Raw genomic sequence first — 17,013 nt, forward strand, 5'->3', positions numbered from 1 at the left:
GGGACCGGTTCCGGCCCGCGCCGCACAAGAAGGGAAGATCCGATGGACATGCACGCGCACACCGGCCGCAGGTTCTGGCACTCCATGGTGACCACCGGCGGGATCACCTCGATCCCGCGCTGGACGTGCCGGTCGTCACCACCGGGTTCCGCCGTGCACCGGGTGCCGTTGCCGGACGATCTGACGGCGGCGGTGCGGCGGCTGGCGTACCGGCTGGGCGTACCGATGGCGTCGGTACTGCTGACCGCGCACGCCAAGGTGCTGGCCGCGCTGTCCGGCGAGGCGGAGGTGGTGACCGGGTACGCCACGGAGGGCGGGACGGTGCTGCCGTGCCGTCTGTCGGCGGCCGCCACCACCTGGCGCGGGCTGCTGCTGGCCACGCACCGGGTGGAGGCGCAGGTGCTGGCCTTCCAGGACTACCCGGTCGACGACCTGAGCCGGGAGCTGGGCGTGTCCGGGCCGCTGTTCGAGACGGTCTACGACCCCACCGGCGCGGGCGGCGAACCGGTCGGGGCCACGGTGCTGCGGGTGAGCCTGTGCCCCCGCGACGGCCGGCTGGCCCTCGAGGTCGGCTACCGCACCGAGGTGCTGGACGAGCAGGCGGCCGCGAGGATCGCCGGGTACCACCTGACCGCCCTCACCTTGATCACCTCCGACGTGGACGCGGAGCACGCCCGGCAGAGCCTGCTGGCGGCGGAGGAGACCAGGCTGCAGCTGGACGGGATGGCCGGGCCCCGGCGCAGGCTGCCCGACCGGCGATTCCACGAGCTCTTCCAGGAGCAGGCGGCACGGCACCCGCACGCGGTCGCGGCGGTGCACGCCGGCCGGGAGTGGACGTACCGGGAGCTCAACGCCCGCGCCAACCGCTTGGCCCACACGTTGCTGGCCCGGGGGCTGCAGGCCGAGGACGTGGTCGCGGTGGTCACCGAACGGAACCTGGACTGGCTGGCCGCCGTGCTGGCCGTCCTCAAGGCCGGCGGCGCGTACCTGCCCGTCGACCCGCACCTGCCGACCGCCCGGATCACCGCCGTCCTCACCCGTTCCGCCTGCACCACCGTGCTCACCGAACGCGGCAGTACCGCCGCCCTGGACCGGGCCCTCGCCGCGCTGCCCGGTATCACGGCCGTGTTCGTCGAGGAGGCCTGCGCGGAGGAGCGCCCGCACTCCGATCCCGGCGTCCCCGTCGCCGGCGACCAGCTGGCGTATCTGTACTTCACCTCCGGCTCCACCGGGGAGCCCAAGGGCGCGATGTGTGAGCACGCCGGTTTCCTCAATCACCTCTACGCCAAGGTCGACGACCTCGGGATCGAGCGGGGGCACGTCGTCGCCCAGACCGCCCCGCAGTGCTTCGACATCTCCCTGTGGCAGCTGACCGCCCCGCTGCTGGTGGGCGGGCGTGTCCTGATCGTCGAGCAGGACGCGATGCCGGACGCCGACCACCTGCTTGAGGCGATCGGCGCCGGCGGCGTCAACGTTCTGCAGGTCGTGCCGTCCCACCTGGACGTCGTGCTGGCCGCGCTGGAGCGCCGTCCGCGCCGCCTGCCGGGACTGCGATGCGTCTCCGTGACCGGTGAGGCGGTGAAGAAGGACCTGATCGAGCGCTGGTTCGCCGCCGTCCCGGGGACGCGGCTGGTCAACGCCTACGGGCTGACCGAGACCTGCGACGACACCAATCACGCCGTCATGGACCGGGCCCCGGGATCCGACTGGGTTCCCGTCGGCCGGCCCGTCAACAATGTCCGCGTCTACGTCGTCGACGAGCATCTGGCCCCCGTCCCGCTGGGTGCCCCAGGCCTGATCGCGTTCTCCGGGATCTGCGTCGGCCGGGGGTACGTCAACGACCCCGAACGCACCCGCCGGGCCTATCTGCCCGACCCCCACCACCCCGGGGCGTGGCTCTACCGCAGCGGAGACGTGGGCCGCTGGCACCCCGGTGGGCAGCTGGAATTCCTCGGCCGCACCGACCACCAGATCAAGATCCGCGGCTTCCGCATCGAGACGGGCGAGATCGAGAACACCCTGACCGGCGCCGAAGGAGTCCGTGACGCCGCGGTGGTGGTCACCGACCACGGCAGTCAGCTGGCGGCCTTCTGCACCGGGGACCGCGCAGTGTCCGGCACCGCTCTGCGCGAGCACCTGGCCGCGACCCTGCCCGCCTACATGATCCCCGCGGCCTTCCACTGGCTGGACCACCTGCCGTTGACCGCCAACGGCAAGACCGACCGCGAGGCCCTGGCCGCGCTCGCCGCCCGGCTGGGCACCGCGGGCGCCCACCAGCCCCCGGAATCGGCGGCGGAACGCCGTCTGGCCACCGCCTGGGCGCGGGTACTGGGCATCGCCGAGCACCGCATCGGCCGCGGCGACCACTTCTTCGACCGCGGCGGCACCTCCCTGAGCGCCGTACGTCTGGCGATCCTGCTGGACCGTGAGGTCACCCCGGCCGACGTCAACGCACACCCGGTGCTGGCGGACCTCGCCGCGATGCTGGAGACCCCGCCGGAGACGAGCGGGGCCGCCGGGAACGGGTCGCTCAGGTCGCCGGAGGCGACCACCGGACGGCAGGATCCGGCGCCGGTGCGCCCGCGATCGCAACCGGCGGCGACGCCGGGCGCTGGCAGGCCGGGCACAGCTGGTGCCCCCGCGCCGTGATCCTGGTGCCCCAGCCGAGGCACGCCGGGCAGTTGCGCGCCGCGGCCAGATCGGGGTGCGGGGCATCGGGAGCGGTGGCTGCTCCGTAAGTCATGCGGGGCTCCCTTGGGGTCCGCGGAGGGCGGCACGACGGTGGGCCTTATGGGCTCTTTATCAAGGTATAAGTGGAATGCCCCATTTAGACAAACGCCCTGTGTCACCGTGCGGGCACGATCGGCGACGGCGGTCGCCGCAGGAATTGCGGTCACGGCGGGAATGACCGCGTCCGGTTGTCGGTTGCAGCAAGCGCGGGTGACCGGTGGCGGGAGTGCACCGCCAGGCTCCGTGGGGACCGCATTGAGCGGTCCGGGCCCCACGCAGCAGCCGGCGGGCAGCGACCGGCACCCGCTTCCGATCTGGCGCCGGCCCGGGCCCCCATCCCGGCCGGCGCCGGCTGCGTCCCCGCGGGATTGTCGGTGCCGGGTGACACCGTGGAGGCCATGGACGAGGTGATACGCCCCCGGGTCTACGGTGCGGACGTCGACGACCCCGATCCGGGCCCGAAGCCCGGGCACGTGTACCGGGAACTGGTCGGCGGCCCCCTGGACGGGCTGCTGCTGGACGTGACCGGCTGGACCGAGACGCAACGCGCCACGGGCGCCGAGTTGCGCACCGACATAGGCCGCTTCGGCCCCGGCGGCCGCTCCGAGTACGCCCCCCGCACAGGCGACCCCGCCCACTGGGACTGGCACGGTGACAGCCGCTGATCTCACGGTCCGCCGTGCCCCGGACGACCCGTCACACCCTCGACCGGCGCGCCCGGTTGCCCCGGTGAAGCCCGGGTGGGTCAGTCCGGCTCGCCGGAACGCGCCAGGGGGTGTCTCATGAGGACAGCGGCCCCGGGGCCCCGGAGTGGCCCCCGGCAAACGGCCCCGAGGCCGCTCCCGTCGTCGTGCCCGCGCCCACCGGCCACGCTCCTGCGTGGCTCCGGCGTTCGGGCCGGGCCGGTGGAGCCTGCCCGGGCGACGGGGATGGCGAGCGCCGCAGGGCTACGGCTTGCGGGCCATCCCGGCGGCGATGAGGCGCTCCCAGACGGTGAGTTCGCGTTCGGCGTTGCCGATCCGGGAGACCTCGTCGGTCGGGTCGGGGCGCCACAGGGACGCGGGGACGATGCCCGGATCCAGGATCTCCAGGCCGTCCAGCAGGTCCTCGATCTCCTTGTCGGTGCGCCACCGGCCGCGGCCGAAGGTCTGCTGCAGGATCCGCTCGGACTCCGCGGTCTCCGGGTTGTTGCCGGAGCGGAAGTGGCTGACGAAGAAGTAGCTCCCGGACGGTACTTGGTCGCGCCAGTAGCCCACGATCGACGCCGGGTCCTCGTCGTCGTTGACGTGGTGGAGGATGGCGCTGAGGATGACGGCGACGGGCTTGTCGAAGTCGATCACCTCGAGGGTGTCCTGGTGGTTCCGGATGACCTCGGGCTCGCGAATGTCGGCCTGGATGACCCGCGTGTCGTCGTTCTGCTCCAGCAGCGCCCGGCCGTGGGCGAGCACGATGGGGTCGCTGTCCACGTACACCACCGTGGACCCGGGCGCGTGCCGCTGGGCGACCTGGTGCACGTTGTCCGCGGTCGGCAGACCGCTGCCCAGGTCGACGAACTGGCGTACACCGGTCGTGGTGGCGATCTCCCGGATCGCACGGATCAGTGCCGCGCGGTTGGCGAAGGCGATCGCCACCGAGCCGGGAAGGTCCTTCTTGAACACGTCGCCGATCTCCCGGTCGACGGCGTAGTTGTCCTTGCCGCCGAGCAGGTAGTCGTAGACGCGTGCGATGCTTGGTCTGGTCTGGTCGACCCAGGAGACGTCGTCCGTCATGACAGCCATCCTTCTCCGCGATGAGGCCGGGCAAGCGTCATCCTAGGGAAGATCGTGGGCAGTTCACCCCGATCGGGGGCGGTCAGCCCATCCGGTCGATGAGGCGGGTCAGGATCCGGGCCGTGTTGCGGGGCGGCTGCGACTCGGCCGCGAGCCGGTCCATGACGGTCAGGTAGTGCTCCACGTCGTCCTGCTTGTCCAGGTAGAGCGCGCTGGTCAGTTGCTCCAGGTAGACGATGTCGGGCAGGTCGGGCTCGGAGAAGCGCAGGATGGTGACGGGCCCGCCGGCCGCGGCCAGACCGCCGATGTCGAACGGGGCGATCTGCAGCGTCACGTTGGGAAGCGCGGCGGCCTTCATCAGATGCTCCAGCTGAGCCCGCATCACCTCGGCGCCGCCGAGCGGCCGGTGCAGACACGCCTCGTCCAGTACGACCCACAGCTGCGGTGCGCCCGGCTTGGCGAGCAGGTCCTGACGGGTCATCCGCAGGTCGACGCGGCGGCTGATCTCCCGCTCGGTGGCCCGGGGATGGCCGAGCCGGGTGACCGCCCGGGCGTACGCCTCGGTCTGGAGCAGCCCGGGGACGAACTGCACCTCGTAGGTGCGGATGGTGTGGGCGGCCTCCTCCAGGCCGATGTGCGTCTCGAACCAGCTCGGCAGGACGTCGGCGTACTGATGCCACCAGCCCGGTGTGTTGGCCCGCCGGGCCAGCCCGAGCAGGTCGGCGCGCTCCTGCACGTCGGTCACGCCGTAGAGGGTGAGCAGATCCGCGACGTCGCGCTCCTTGAAGCCCACCCGGCCCAGCTCCAGGCGGCTGATCTTCGCGTGGGAGGCGCGGATCGCCTCGCCCGCGGCCTCCCGGCTGATCCTCCGCGACTCCCGCAGCCGGCGCAGCTGGGTGCCGAGGACGATGCGCAGCACCGTCGGCCCACCACGCTGCGCGGCGATCGGAAAGCCGGTGTCGGGCCCGTGGCCCGGCCGAGCGGCGGTCATGTCGGATCCCCCTGAACGACTGGTTGCGGATTCAGTGTTCCATCGCCGGGCGTGCCAGTACAGGCACATTCGTTCCACGGCGTTGCCGTGCCCGCGAGGCTCCCCGGGGCCCGCCCCTCGCGGTCGCGGTCGCGGACCGGCCGGGCGTCGGCGCATGGCGACGGTCGCCACCGGCCGGGGGAGTAAAGCGGGGGCCGCGAGGCGTTGACGTCGTCATGCATGGTGAGTACAAGGTGCCCGGTGGGAAGCTCGTGGTCGTGGACCTCGACGACCGCGACGGGGTGCTCAGGGACGTTCGCGTCGCAGGCGACTTCTTCCTCGAACCGGACGAGGCGATCACCGCCATCGACCGGGCCCTGGAGGGCGCACCCGCCGACACCGACGCCGCCGGCCTCGCGGCCCGGATCGAGGCGGCCCTGCCCGAGGGGACGGTCATGTACGGCCTGACGGCGGAGGGGATCGCCGTCGCCGTGCGCCGGGCGCTGGCCCAGGCCACGGACTGGACCGACTACGACTGGCAGCTGATCCACGAGGCACCGCAGTCCCCGGCGCTGCACATGGCCCTCGACGAGGTCCTCACCGCCGAGGTCGCGGCCGGGCGTCGCCCGCCGACCCTGCGGGTGTGGGAATGGGGCCGGCCGGCGGTCGTGATCGGCAGCTTCCAGTCCCTGAGCAACGAGGTCGACGCCGAGAACGCCGCACACCACGGTCTGACCGTCGTACGGCGGATCTCCGGCGGCGGGGCGATGTTCGTGGAACCGGGGAACACCATCACGTACTCCCTCTCGGTGCCGGCCTCCCTGGTGTCCGGCCTGTCGTTCGCCGACTCCTACGCCTACCTCGACGACTGGGTCCTCGACGCCCTCGGGGACATGGGCATCAAGGCCTGGTACCAGCCCCTGAACGACATCGCCACCGACGCCGGCAAGATCGCCGGTGCCGCTCAGAAGCGCATGGTCGCCCCCGACGGCGGCGCGGGCGCGGTCCTCCACCACGTGACGATGTCCTACGACATCGACGCCGACAAGATGCTCCAGGTGCTGCGGATCGGCCGGGAGAAGATGTCCGACAAGGGGACCCGCAGCGCCCAGAAGCGCGTCGACCCGCTGCGCCGCCAGACCGGGCTCCCGCGCGAGGCCGTGATCGACCGCATGATCGACTCCTTCCGCGCCCGCTACGGACTCGCCGCCGGCCGCATCACGGGCGAGGAGCTCGCGCGCGCCGAGGAACTCGCCGCCACGAAGTTCGGCGCCCCGGAGTGGACCGCCCGCGTGCCCTGACCGGGGGCGTCGCCTCCCCCCGGCGACGTCAGCGCGCGGGCCGGAACTCCACCAGATGTCGCTCCACGCCCTTTGGCACCCCGAGCTGCGCCAGCCTGGCCACCGGGCCCGTCCGGCGCAGTACACGCGCACCCGCCATGTCCGCCGCGCCGAGCACGAGACGGTCCTCGACCGGGCCGCCCGCCACGGCCCGGATCCTGAGCTCCCGGGACTGCGAGAACAGCGAGGCGTCGTCGGCCGCCTCCTGCGTGTGGCCGCCGCTTTCGATGTCCAGGCGTCCCGGGAGTGCGGTCACGAGGGGTTCCCCGATGCCCGCACGGCCGTCGGGGTAGGCCACGGGGGCGTACTCGTCCTGGGCCTCCTGCAGGCAGAAGCCGTAGAAGTCCACCTCGACCGCGACTTCCTGACGCCGCAACAGCACATCCACCGTCCCCCGCTCACCGACCGCGGCGTACGCCAGTGTGCCCGCGCACGCGTCAAGCCGCGGCCCGTTCGCGCACCGCGCCGGGCGTGACGACGCCGGGGACCGGGTCCAGCCGTGCGGGACCCCCTGGCGCGGTGCGCAGTGCGTCCCGGCCGCCACCCGTGGCTTCGGTTTCCATGTCCACTTCATTTAATTGACGCGTCAATCATAACCCTTATGATTGACGCGTCAATCACTAGGAGGTGTGGCATGGCAACGCACGGGCACGAGCGGTTCCCCGTCGTCATCGATGTCGCCGCACTCGCACCTCATGGAGAACATCCGCCTCCTCGGCACCGAAGCCGCCCCCACGTGCGAGCGGAGCTCGCCTCCGGCCCGCCGCGGCATCCGGGCGCGCTGGCCGGCGCGGACTCCTGAACCCCCGACCCATCCTTCGGAAAGGCAGATCACCATGGAATTCGGCATCTTCGGAGTCGGGGACGTCACCCGTGACCCGATCAGCGGCCGTACTCCCAGCGAAGCGGAGCGCATCGACGGCATCGTACGCACCGCCAAGCGCGCGGAGGAGGTGGGTCTGGACGTCTTCGCCATCGGCGAGCACCACAACCCCCCGTTCGTCCCCTCCTCGCCGACCGCGATCCTCGGGCACATCGCGGCGATGACCGAGCGGATCACGCTCAGCACCTCCGTCACCCTCATCACGACCAACGACCCGGTGCGCATCGCCGAGGAGTACGCGATGCTTCAGCACCTCGCCAAGGGCCGGGTCGATCTGGTGCTCGGACGCGGCAACACCGTCCCGGTCTACCCGTGGTTCGGCCAGGACATCCGCAAGGGCCTGGAGCTCGCGCTGGAGAACTACAACCTGCTGCACCGGCTCTGGCGGGAGGACGTCGTCGACTGGCAGGGGAACTTCCGTTCCGCGCTGCAGGGGTTCACCTCGACCCCGCGTCTGCTCGACGACGTCCCGCCGTTCGTCTGGCACGGCTCCATCCGCACTCCCGAGATCGCCGAGCAGGCCGCCTACTACGGCAACGGCTTCTTCGCCAACAACGTCCTCGCCCCCTACGGGCACTTCGAGCGACTCGTGGACCTCTACCGCCAGCGCTACGCCCACCACGGGCACGGAACCCCGGAGCAGGCGATCGTCGGGCTCGGCGGGCAGGTTCACATCGCCAAGCGGTCGCAGGACGCGGTCAAGGCGTTCCGCCCCTACTTCGAGGGCTTCCCCCTGTTCGCCGGCAACTCGCTCGAGGACTACATGGCCACCACGCCGCTGTCGGTCGGCAGCCCGCAGGAGGTCATCGACAAGACCATGACCTTCCGGGAGCGCTTCGGCGACTACCAGCGCCAGCTGTGGAACGTCGACGGCATCGGCCTCCCCGTCGAAGCCGCGCTGGAGCAGATCGAGCTCCTCGGCACCGAGGTCGTCCCCGTGCTCCGCAAGGAGATGGCCGCACTGCGCCGGCCCGGCGTCCCGGAGACCCCCACCCACGCGAGCCTGGTCAAGGCGAAGTACGGCGACGCGCAGCCCCGCCAGCCGCGCCCGAACCCCAACCGCGGCGACAACGTCACCGGCACCTCGCCCTACCAGGACAGCGACACCGCCGTCGCGGCCCGCCGCCCGCTGATCGGCTGAACCATGACCGACACCACACGCCCCGCGGACCGCCCGCTCAAACTCGTCGTCGTCAACGCGGGGGTGAGCGACCCCTCCTCGTCCCGGCTGCTGGCCGACCGCATCGCCCACAAGGCCGTCACCGCGCTTCGCGAACAGGGCCGGACCGTGACCACGCACGCCGTCGAACTCGGCCCGCTCGCCGTCGACATCGCGCGTGCGATCGTCTCCGGGTACCCCGGCGAGCGCCTTGAGGCGGCCATCCGCGAACTCGCCGCCGCGGACGGCATGATCACCAGCACCCCGGTCTACACCGCCGGTGTGAGCGGCCTGTTCAAGTCCTTCTTCGACGTCCTCGACAGCGACCTCGTCGTCGCGAAACCGGTCCTGCCGGCCGCGACGGCCGGCAGCCCCCGCCACGCGCTGGTCGTCGAGGACCAGATCCGCCCGATGTTCGCCTACCTGCGCGCCTTGACCGTTCCGACGTCGATCTTCGCCGCACCCGACGACTGGGGCACGCCGGCGCTGGGCGAGCGCATCGACCGCGCGACGACCGAGCTCGCGGCCCTGATGGCCAGCGGGGTCGGCGACGCGATCGCCGAGCGCGCCTGGTCCGGGTACCAGCACCGCTTCGGCGGCCACGCGACGCGAGCCGAACAGACCGTCGACGACGTCGACTTCGACACGCCGCTGATGCGTCTCGCCGCCGGTGGCGCACCCGTGAGGGAGAGCGACGCGTCCGGTTCCTGACCCGGTGGTCGCGGGGCGGCCGCCGCTCCCCGGACAACCCGCCGCCCGCCCAAGCACCGTGGGCGGGCGGCTCGCCGCACCGAGCCCACGGAGCCGGCGTCACCGGGTGCGCGCGGCCGGATCCGGGCCGCCGGCGCGGGGTCGAACGCCCTGGACAGGGGGCGGGTTGCTGCGGGCGACGACTTAACGCCGCACTTCCGGCCCCCGGGGGTTGCGGCTCCTTGCGGGCCGCCTTCTGCTCCCGGAGTGCCGCCGCCCCGACGCGTCCGGAACCCGCGGTGAGGGCCGCCGGACGGGGCGGCGCGACACGACCCGCGCGCCGCCCGTACGGGGTGCGGCAGCGCGGGCCGGGCGCCGGAGCCGGGCGCGGCGGTGGCCCATCCACACCACGACGAAAGCTGCCACGGCCGCGGCGGCCGCACCGGCGACCCCGGCCGTACGCAGAATCCGCTCCGCGGACGAGCCGAGGACGTACCCGGCGACGACGTTGCCCGTGCCCCACACGACGGAGGCCGCGGCGCTGTTGAGGAGGAAGCGGCGGTACGGCATGCCCGCGGCCCCGGCGGCGAACGGCAACAGCGACCGTACGAAACCGACGAAGCGGCCCGTGAACACCGCCGTCCCGCCCCGGCGCCGCAGGAAGTCGCGAGCGCGGTCGACCCGGCCCCCCGCGCGGAAGCGGCGGCGCAGCCGTCCCGCGTCCGGACGGTGCCCGTACCAGTGCCCCAGGGCGTAGCCGAGGCTGTCGCCGACGACGCCGCCGCCGATCACGGCGAGGGACAGCGGGACGGGGTCGAGATCGCCGCGCGCGGCCAGGGCCGCGGCGAGCAGGACGAGCGTCTCGCCGGGCAGGAGCAGGCCCACGAGGGCGCCGGTCTCCCCGGCGACGACGGCGAAGACCACGACGTACGCCCACGCGCCCGCGGTCTCGATGAGGTGGTGCGGATCCACCGCGGTCAGCCCGTGTGCCCGGGCAGTGCGACGAGCGGGGGCGATGCCGACTGACCCGGGCCCGTCGGTGTGCTCCGGTGCCCGCGCCGGGTCCTGCTGTGCAGGCGCCCGGCCGCGTACCAGCCGAGGTGCGCCAGGATCGCGCCCGCGAAGGCGTCCAGCACATAGTGGTTGGCGGTCAGGACGACGGTGGCGTCCATGGACACGGTGAGGACGACGGCGAGGACGCGGAGCCAGACCTTCCGGGTGGCGGCGAGGGCCGCCAGCGTCATGAGCAGGTTCCAGCCGACGTGAAGACTCGGCATCGCCGCGTACTGGTTGGTGAAGGCGGGGGGCTGGAGCACCCGGTAGGCGTGGGACTGCTGGGTGACCGTGTCCGTCATGCCCGCCGCCGCCAGCCGGGGCGGTGCCACAGGGAACGCGGCGAACACGAGGAGACCGGCCGCCCCCGAGATGAGCATCGCGCCGGCCGCCCTCGCGTACACCTGCGGGTGCCGGGACAGCAGCCAGATCAGGGTGAGCGCGATGACCGGCCAGTGGCCGAAGATGTAGATCCAGTTGAGCAGCCGCGTGACGGCGTGGTCGTCGACCACCAGGCTCTGCAACGGGGATTCCCAGTCCAGGTGCAGGCCCCGCTCGACCGCCTGGACCAGTGCCGCGTTGTGCAGTGCCGTGGCCTCGGAACTGTCGGTCAGTCCGCGGACGCCGAAGTAGCCGGTGACGGCCGCCACGACGACGGCACTCCGCGGGACGATGCGCGACGCCGCGACGGGGGCCGGCCGCGCGACATGCCCTGCGCGGCAGGACACGGCGTCGTGCGCGAGGTGGCGGGCGCGGTGGGCGTACGGCGTGATGACGCTCATCGCGGGGCCAGGAAGCCCCGCCGGTCACTCTTGGTGTCCGGGCGCGCCTCGGCGCGGGCGCCGCGCCCCGCCAGTGGTGCCTGCCACAGCGGTACGACAGCAGGGGCGCCGTCCGCGTCCCTGCCACTGCCGTCCGATGAGGGAAGTGGGCCATTCATTCCTGCCTCCGGTTGCGTTGTGATCGAACGAATCGCAACAACTGGAGGCCTGGTTTCACGTATTCCGAAGGGGTGGGGTGTGGAAGGTCACAGGGAGCCGGGCCGCTTTCCGGCAGCCGCACTCGGTGAAGTGCGCCACCGCGGGAGGGCGAGTTCTCTGCTTGCGGGCTCGGCGAGTTGAAAGGGCGTCCGATGCGGTGAGCCGCCGCTGCGCTGGTGGCGCGGACCAGGGAGCCGGGTTGACAGGGGTGGGGTTCGACTGTGTAGTTGACGACGCAAGCATCCCGTTCCGGGGGTCCGCCGCGCTCCGTTCGTGATGCGGCAGCGGTCGCTCCGGCGTGCCATTGCCGCGAATTCCCTTACGGGAAGGCGGATATGGGTGAGGGTCTTTCCCGGCGGTGGGGAATTCGGGAAGTCGCAGCCCGCTCGGCGAGGATCCGGTTTCCGTCGCGAGCGGGCCGGAGGGTTTCGGTGATATCGGCCGGGGCAGCGTGGACGGGAGTCCGTCGGTCTCGACCCCGCGCCCGAAATCCTGCTGTTGTGTCGATCTGCCGTTTCTGTGTGGCGATTCTGTGCGGCGACTCTGCGGTCGTGGCACAGGCTGCGTCACCTTGCGTAAGGGGCCAGCGTGGTCACCGTCAGTGATGCCTTCTACCGGGTTCTGCGCCATCACGGGGTGAAGGCGGTGTTCGGCAGCTCCGGGTCCAACGGGCTCGGGGGTGGCGTCCTGGCCCGCCTCCGGCGCGTCCAGTCGCCGGAGGCGGACCTCTTCCTCGGCGCCATGACCACCGGGCGCGCGACGGCCGACGTGCTGCCCCGCGTTCTGCCGGTCACGGACGGCCCCTGCCTGCCCAGCCGCCATCTGCTCGTGGACGCCACGACGACGCTCCTGACCGCCGGCGCGGAGGACGCCGTCATCCGTGCGGACGCCGATCCGGTCGACGTCCTCATGGGCCTCGGCGGCATCGGTCTCGTCTCCGCGAGAACCGGCCGGCGCGACCTCGGCCGGCGCCCGGCCGCCCTCCTGCTCGACGGCCTGCGGACCGGTCAGGGCAGATGACGGACCGGCAGCGCCCTCTCGTCAAGCGGAGAAGACTCTCCGGTTGGTAGGCTGGGCGCATGGCAGCGACCGAGAGCCCCCGGACCGCCGAGCGGGGACTGCGCGCGGATGCGCTGCGCAACCGGCAGCGGATCGTCGAGGCCGCGCGTCAGATCTTCGAGGAACGGGGTCTGGACGCGCCCCTGGACGAGGTCGCGGAACGTGCCGGTGTGGGGGCCGGCACGCTGTACCGGCGGTTCCCCTCGCGCGAGGAACTGGTCGAGGCCGCCTTCGCCCAGGAGCTGACGCAGGTGGGAGCCATCGCCGAGGAGGCCCTGGTCTGCGAGGACCCGTGGCTGGGGTTCACCACGTTCGTCGAGCGGCTGTGCGCCGCCATGGCGGCCGACCGGGGCCTCGGCGACCTCCTCGTCCTGAGGCTGCCCACCTCGCAGACGGCGGCGAGGTCGTGCGAGCGCCAGAGCCGCGCCGTGTCCGAGCTCGTACGCCGGGCGCAGGAGGCCGGAGCCCTGCGCGAGGACTTCGTTCCGGAGGACGTTCTCCTGTTCCTGATGGCCAACGCGGGGGTCATCGAGGTGACCCGCGACGCCGCCCCGCACGCGTGGCGGCGCCTGCTCGCGTTCCTGCTGGAGGCCTGCCGGCCGGCTCACTCAGGCCCGTTGCCCGCCGCGCCGACGCCGCTGCAGACCCAACGGGCCCTGCTCGGGCGCGCGGAGGCGAAGGGCCTGAGGGTCCCCGCGCGCGACGGCCGGGGCACCTGCTGACGGTCGCGCCGGGCCGCCGCCCCCGCTCGGTGCGGGGCCCGCGGTCGTCGTGCGATCCTGCCGGTCCGCCGCCGCGACCTGGTCTTTCCCTGTTACCTGCGTCACGACGGAAATAAGTGGAGAGTAAAGTCCGTTTTCTTGATCGGAACAGGATGTCGACGCGTCCGCCGCAGCGACGCGTATCCGGCTGATCAGGAGGCCGCCGTGAACCCACCCGTATTCGTGAGGGACGGCGCACATCCGTCGCAGAGCGCGGCGGCGGCCGTGACCGACGGCTGGACGGCCCTGGGGCACGGGACGGCGCACGTACTGGACCGGATTCACACCGTGGCCCCCTGGCCCTTGATGGCGGTGACCTTGCTCTGGCTGGCCCACCGCCACCCGGCGGTCTATGTACGGGTCGCCATCGCGCTGCTGCTGTCCAGTGCGGCCGGTCTTGCCGTCTCCGCCTCGATGCGGAGCGTGCCGGTGCGCGAGGTGTCCCTCGCCCGCGACTACCTGGCGGACTACTTCGCGCTGCCCGGTGTCCGCGCGAGCTGGTACCTGCTGATGACCTTGGCCGTCATCGCCGCGGCCCCGGCCGTCCGGACCCGGATCGCCGTGGCGGCGATCGCCGCGGCCTCCGTCGCGGCGGCTGTGGCCGGCGCGGACCACCACGTGGCCGGCGCCGTGCTGGGTGCCGGGGTGCCGCTCCTGGCCTGGTTCACCGCCGGGCACTTCCCGTCCTGGGCACGGGCACGCCGCCGCGCGGCCGCCCTCTCCTCCCGGTCCCGCGCCGAGACGCCGGAGCCATGGGCCGCGCCCGATGCCGCACCGCTGCGGCAGGCGGGCTGACGGCCATGCATTTCGACGGCCTGATAGAGGCGGCCGGATGGTGGTCGTACGTCGTCGTGTTCGCCGTGACGGCAGGCGAGACCAGCGCGTTCGTCGGCCTGCTGCTGCCCGGCGAGACGATCATCCTCCTGGCGGCCGCGATCGCGGGCCGAGGGGATCTGCATCCCCTGATCCTCGCCGCCTCCGTCGTCACCGGCGGCATGGTCGGCGACAGCCTCGGCTACGCGCTCGGCCGGCACTGCGAGCGGCACCCGGGCACCTGGCTGCACCGGATCCGGCCCGACAGCCGGATCGGACGGGCCCAGGGCTTCCTGGTGCACCATGGCGGGGCGGCGGTGTTCACCGGCCGGTTCATCGGATTCGTGCGCACCTTCCTGCCGTTCGTCGCGGGGGCGTCCGCCATGCCGTACCGCCGCTTCCTCCTCTACAGCAGCGCCGCGTCGCTGGTCTGGGGCGTCGGCAACGTGCTCCTCGGCTACTTCGCCGGCGCCGCCGCCACCGAGCTGCTGCACAAGGCCGGCCTGATCGCGGTTCCGGCGCTCGTCGCCGCTGTCGTGGCGGCACTCGCCGTCACCCGGCTCCTCGCCCACCGCCGCCGCGGGACCACGCGCGCCGCGTCCCGGGTTGTGGCCTCGGGCGGGGCCCGGCCGATCCCCGGCCAGGACCCGACGGGCGCGTACACCTCCGCACGGGAGAAGTGAGGGCCTGTGCGGGTTCGAGGACTTCGGCGAGGACCATCGAGGTGACGTAGCGGTGCAAGCTGGTCCGGTTGAGGCCGATCCCGGGCGGCGCCCCCGGCGACGGTGCCCTTCGGCTTGTTGAGGGCTCTGCCGGCAAGCGCTCTTCACGACCTGCGAAGCCGGCGCAATCGGTCGGACTCGGCAGCGGCGGGGCTCCGGTGCCGTGGACTGCCGCCCTGGCACCGGAGCCCCGACGGCTCCTGGACGTGGGCGTGGGGGCACGGCGGCATGCACGGACTGGACGAGCGGATCCTGGCGGCCGTCTCCGCGGGTACCGAGGCCCTCGTGCTGCACTGCAACGAGAAGCCGATGCACTGGTTCAAGTACGCCGTCCGCGGTGAGGTCGTCGTCGACTTCGACACGCTCCAGGCGATCGAGCCGACCGGGCAGGGCCCGGCGAGGCTCGACGAGTTCGTGAGACCACTGGGTCTCGCCCCCGGCCAGGTCGCTCCGCTGTACGGTGTCCTGGCGCGGGCGGAGGAGGCCTTCGGCGTCCGCCTGGCGGAGTCGCCCGGGGACGCGGACGACGAGCGGTGGAGCGGTGCGCTGCGTCCCCTGGCAGGCTGATCCGGTCCCGCTTCACGGACCCGCCGGGCATCCTTCCGGCGGAGCGGCGGTTACGTGGTTCCGGGAGCACTCGGCCTCGTGGACATCGACCGCGAGCGGGACGAGGGCGTCTGTGCCGAGACCAGCGTGTGGATGCGGGATCTGCAGCCGCACCGCGGACGGGTACGGCCCGCGGTGCGTGACCGGCCGGCCCCGGCCGTCAGGCGGCCGTGACGAGTTCGGCGCGGCCGAACAACGGCGCGTAGCCGCCCGGCAGTTGACAGAGGATGCGCGTGACCAGGTCGGCGCCGGCCAGCCGGGCGACCACGGCGAGGACGGTGCAGGCGTCCCAGCGCGCCGTGGCGGAGGTGCCGCCGGTGCGGGCGGCCAGGTCCTCGATGAAGGCGCAGCCGGTGAGCGGCCGGATGTCCGGGATCTCGGCGGTGAAGACGAGGGCCGCCTCGACGGGCAGGCACGCGGCCAGAGCGACGCGTTCGTCGCCGATCAGCCGGCGCCCGAGGGCGGCGAGCACCGCGCGCACGGCTTCCTCGGCCCGCTCCCGGGTGGGGTGGACGCCGTCGTACCGCACCCGCTCCAGCATGTGGTCGAACGTCATGGACGCCGTGGGCCGACCTGGTTGGGGCTGGGGGGACATCGGGGGACCTCCGCGGTGGTCTGTGTGCCGGCCGGATGGTCCGGCCGATCGGCCCCCGTCTACCCCGAATGTCGCGGTGTATGGCGGCGGCACGGCCATCGGGGCGGTGCGTCGTCGCTCATGTGCCGCGAATCAAGGCCTTTACTGCGACTTGTCTTGACCTGTTCACTACAAAATCGTACATTCCGCCTGTCCGGCCGTTTCGGACGGGCTTCCGGCCATGGCCTTGGGGGGTACCTCATGCACTGGTATGTGGACGTGCTCAAGAAGTACGCCGTGTTCGGGGGGCGTGCGCGCCGCACCGAATACTGGATGTTCACACTCTTCAACGTGGTGATCAGCGCCGTCCTGCTCCTCGTCGGACGCGCGATCGACTTCAACCTCCTCCAGTCGCTCTACGCGCTCGCGGTGCTCCTGCCCGCGCTCGGTGTGGCGGTACGCCGCCTGCATGACACCGGGCGCTCCGGCTGGTGGCTGCTGATCGGACTCGTCCCCCTCATCGGCGCGATCGTCCTGCTGGTCTTCTTCTGCACCGAGGGCCAGGCCGTCGACAACGAGTACGGGGCGAACCCGAAGCTCACCGGCGCGCCCGCCTGACCTCGGGGGAGTGGTACCGGGCCCGCCCCCGCGGATCGCCGGGGGCGGGCCCCGTCATCGGCCGTGCGGCCGCTCGCGGTCGGGAACGCCGCACCTGCCCCGGGCGGGCGGCCGGGGCGGGGCGGGGTCGGGTGTTTGATTCGCCGCTTGGTGGGTGTGGGGGGATGCTGGTGTATATGAGTACGCGCTTTTCGGCGGATTCTGTGCCTCGGACCGACCTGCCCGGGTGGTCGCCGATGCTGGCGGTGGCCGGCCCGTTGCCGGGGCCGGGGGTGGAGGCGGAGTA

Annotated in this window: 18 protein-coding genes; 11 read left to right on the top strand and 7 right to left on the bottom strand. The window is 72.6% G+C overall.

The window, feature by feature from the left end; genetic code table 11:
* Positions 1-42: 42 nt before the first annotated feature.
* Together ACWDAS_RS36980 and ACWDAS_RS36985 are read left to right on the top strand one after the other, a co-directional pair.
* Positions 43-2,649 (top strand): non-ribosomal peptide synthetase, encoded by a 2,607-nt coding sequence (locus tag ACWDAS_RS36980; protein ID WP_450399705.1) that lies wholly within the window; start codon positions 43-45, stop codon positions 2,647-2,649.
* Positions 2,650-3,128: 479 nt separating this feature from the next.
* Complete coding sequence (locus ACWDAS_RS36985; RefSeq protein WP_450399708.1) at positions 3,129-3,395, top strand: hypothetical protein; 267 nt, start codon at positions 3,129-3,131, stop codon at positions 3,393-3,395.
* Positions 3,396-3,677: 282 nt separating this feature from the next.
* Here ACWDAS_RS36985 and ACWDAS_RS36990 read toward each other — a convergent pair whose 3' ends face one another.
* Together ACWDAS_RS36990 and ACWDAS_RS36995 are read right to left on the bottom strand one after the other, a co-directional pair.
* Entirely contained in the window at positions 3,678-4,508 is an 831-nt protein-coding gene (locus ACWDAS_RS36990) for an SAM-dependent methyltransferase (RefSeq protein WP_450399709.1), read from the bottom strand.
* A gap of 73 nt (positions 4,509-4,581) precedes the next feature.
* Complete coding sequence (locus ACWDAS_RS36995) at positions 4,582-5,490, bottom strand: helix-turn-helix domain-containing protein (protein WP_450399712.1); 909 nt, start codon at positions 5,488-5,490, stop codon at positions 4,582-4,584.
* Positions 5,491-5,705: 215 nt separating this feature from the next.
* Here ACWDAS_RS36995 and ACWDAS_RS37000 point away from each other — a divergent pair, with 215 nt between their 5' ends.
* Positions 5,706-6,770, top strand: a complete 1,065-nt coding sequence (locus ACWDAS_RS37000; protein WP_450399715.1) for a lipoate--protein ligase family protein — start codon at positions 5,706-5,708, stop codon at positions 6,768-6,770.
* Positions 6,771-6,798: 28 nt separating this feature from the next.
* On the opposite strand, the gene ACWDAS_RS37005 is transcribed toward ACWDAS_RS37000, so the two are convergent.
* Both ACWDAS_RS37005 and ACWDAS_RS37010 read right to left on the bottom strand, forming a co-directional pair.
* Positions 6,799-7,185 carry a hypothetical protein gene (locus ACWDAS_RS37005; RefSeq protein ID WP_450399717.1) on the bottom strand — a complete coding sequence of 129 codons (387 nt, stop codon included), beginning with the start codon at positions 7,183-7,185 and terminating at the stop codon, positions 6,799-6,801.
* A gap of 61 nt (positions 7,186-7,246) precedes the next feature.
* Complete coding sequence (locus tag ACWDAS_RS37010) at positions 7,247-7,372, bottom strand: hypothetical protein (protein WP_450399719.1); 126 nt, start codon at positions 7,370-7,372, stop codon at positions 7,247-7,249.
* Between the two features lie 273 nt (positions 7,373-7,645).
* On the opposite strand from ACWDAS_RS37010, the gene ACWDAS_RS37015 reads away from it, so the two are divergent.
* Positions 7,646-8,833, top strand: a complete 1,188-nt coding sequence (locus tag ACWDAS_RS37015) for a CE1758 family FMN-dependent luciferase-like monooxygenase (protein WP_450399721.1) — start codon at positions 7,646-7,648, stop codon at positions 8,831-8,833.
* Between the two features lie 3 nt (positions 8,834-8,836).
* Entirely contained in the window at positions 8,837-9,562 is a 726-nt protein-coding gene (locus ACWDAS_RS37020; protein ID WP_450399723.1) for a CE1759 family FMN reductase, read from the top strand.
* Positions 9,563-9,745: 183 nt separating this feature from the next.
* Here the strand turns inward: ACWDAS_RS37020 and ACWDAS_RS37025 are convergent, their stop codons facing one another.
* Both ACWDAS_RS37025 and ACWDAS_RS37030 read right to left on the bottom strand, forming a co-directional pair.
* Positions 9,746-10,513 (bottom strand): DedA family protein, encoded by a 768-nt coding sequence (locus ACWDAS_RS37025; protein ID WP_450399725.1) that lies wholly within the window; start codon positions 10,511-10,513, stop codon positions 9,746-9,748.
* A 5-nt stretch (positions 10,514-10,518) separates the two neighbouring features.
* Entirely contained in the window at positions 10,519-11,376 is an 858-nt protein-coding gene (locus tag ACWDAS_RS37030; RefSeq protein ID WP_450399729.1) for a phosphatase PAP2 family protein, read from the bottom strand.
* A gap of 786 nt (positions 11,377-12,162) precedes the next feature.
* Here ACWDAS_RS37030 and ACWDAS_RS37035 point away from each other — a divergent pair.
* From ACWDAS_RS37035 to ACWDAS_RS37055, 5 genes are all read left to right on the top strand, one after another.
* Positions 12,163-12,594, top strand: a complete 432-nt coding sequence (locus tag ACWDAS_RS37035; RefSeq protein ID WP_450399731.1) for a hypothetical protein — start codon at positions 12,163-12,165, stop codon at positions 12,592-12,594.
* A 59-nt stretch (positions 12,595-12,653) separates the two neighbouring features.
* Entirely contained in the window at positions 12,654-13,355 is a 702-nt protein-coding gene (locus ACWDAS_RS37040) for a TetR/AcrR family transcriptional regulator (RefSeq protein WP_450399733.1), read from the top strand.
* A 204-nt stretch (positions 13,356-13,559) separates the two neighbouring features.
* Positions 13,560-14,189, top strand: coding sequence for a hypothetical protein (locus ACWDAS_RS37045; protein ID WP_450399735.1), 630 nt, complete (start codon positions 13,560-13,562; stop codon positions 14,187-14,189).
* Positions 14,190-14,194: 5 nt separating this feature from the next.
* Positions 14,195-14,890, top strand: coding sequence for a DedA family protein (locus tag ACWDAS_RS37050; protein WP_450399737.1), 696 nt, complete (start codon positions 14,195-14,197; stop codon positions 14,888-14,890).
* A gap of 102 nt (positions 14,891-14,992) precedes the next feature.
* Positions 14,993-15,496, top strand: a complete 504-nt coding sequence (locus ACWDAS_RS37055; protein WP_450399738.1) for a DUF6461 domain-containing protein — start codon at positions 14,993-14,995, stop codon at positions 15,494-15,496.
* Between the two features lie 199 nt (positions 15,497-15,695).
* On the opposite strand, the gene ACWDAS_RS37060 is transcribed toward ACWDAS_RS37055, so the two are convergent.
* Positions 15,696-16,091: a DUF2267 domain-containing protein gene (locus ACWDAS_RS37060; protein WP_450399741.1), complete on the bottom strand. Its 396-nt coding sequence runs from the start codon at positions 16,089-16,091 to the stop codon at positions 15,696-15,698.
* A 279-nt stretch (positions 16,092-16,370) separates the two neighbouring features.
* Here ACWDAS_RS37060 and ACWDAS_RS37065 point away from each other — a divergent pair, with 279 nt between their 5' ends.
* Positions 16,371-16,727: a DUF805 domain-containing protein gene (locus ACWDAS_RS37065; protein ID WP_450399742.1), complete on the top strand. Its 357-nt coding sequence runs from the start codon at positions 16,371-16,373 to the stop codon at positions 16,725-16,727.
* Positions 16,728-17,013: the final 286 nt, after the last annotated feature.

This window comes from Streptomyces sp. NPDC001070, assembly GCF_053598835.1.

What these genes read in the sequence shown, in the direction of transcription:
- ACWDAS_RS37050 (WP_450399737.1), top strand. Translation starts at nt 14,195, where the DNA reads ATGCATTTCGACGGCCTGATAGAGGCGGCCGGATGGTGGTCGTACGTC.
- ACWDAS_RS36980 (WP_450399705.1), top strand. Translation starts at nt 43, where the DNA reads ATGGACATGCACGCGCACACCGGCCGCAGGTTCTGGCACTCCATGGTG.
- ACWDAS_RS37030 (WP_450399729.1), bottom strand. Translation starts at nt 11,376, where the DNA reads ATGAGCGTCATCACGCCGTACGCCCACCGCGCCCGCCACCTCGCGCAC.
- ACWDAS_RS37065 (WP_450399742.1), top strand. Translation starts at nt 16,371, where the DNA reads ATGCACTGGTATGTGGACGTGCTCAAGAAGTACGCCGTGTTCGGGGGG.
- ACWDAS_RS37010 (WP_450399719.1), bottom strand. Translation starts at nt 7,372, where the DNA reads ATGGAAACCGAAGCCACGGGTGGCGGCCGGGACGCACTGCGCACCGCG.
- ACWDAS_RS36990 (WP_450399709.1), bottom strand. Translation starts at nt 4,508, where the DNA reads ATGGCTGTCATGACGGACGACGTCTCCTGGGTCGACCAGACCAGACCA.
- ACWDAS_RS37040 (WP_450399733.1), top strand. Translation starts at nt 12,654, where the DNA reads ATGGCAGCGACCGAGAGCCCCCGGACCGCCGAGCGGGGACTGCGCGCG.
- ACWDAS_RS37020 (WP_450399723.1), top strand. Translation starts at nt 8,837, where the DNA reads ATGACCGACACCACACGCCCCGCGGACCGCCCGCTCAAACTCGTCGTC.
- ACWDAS_RS36985 (WP_450399708.1), top strand. Translation starts at nt 3,129, where the DNA reads ATGGACGAGGTGATACGCCCCCGGGTCTACGGTGCGGACGTCGACGAC.
- ACWDAS_RS37060 (WP_450399741.1), bottom strand. Translation starts at nt 16,091, where the DNA reads ATGACGTTCGACCACATGCTGGAGCGGGTGCGGTACGACGGCGTCCAC.
- ACWDAS_RS37015 (WP_450399721.1), top strand. Translation starts at nt 7,646, where the DNA reads ATGGAATTCGGCATCTTCGGAGTCGGGGACGTCACCCGTGACCCGATC.
- ACWDAS_RS37000 (WP_450399715.1), top strand. Translation starts at nt 5,706, where the DNA reads ATGCATGGTGAGTACAAGGTGCCCGGTGGGAAGCTCGTGGTCGTGGAC.
- ACWDAS_RS36995 (WP_450399712.1), bottom strand. Translation starts at nt 5,490, where the DNA reads ATGACCGCCGCTCGGCCGGGCCACGGGCCCGACACCGGCTTTCCGATC.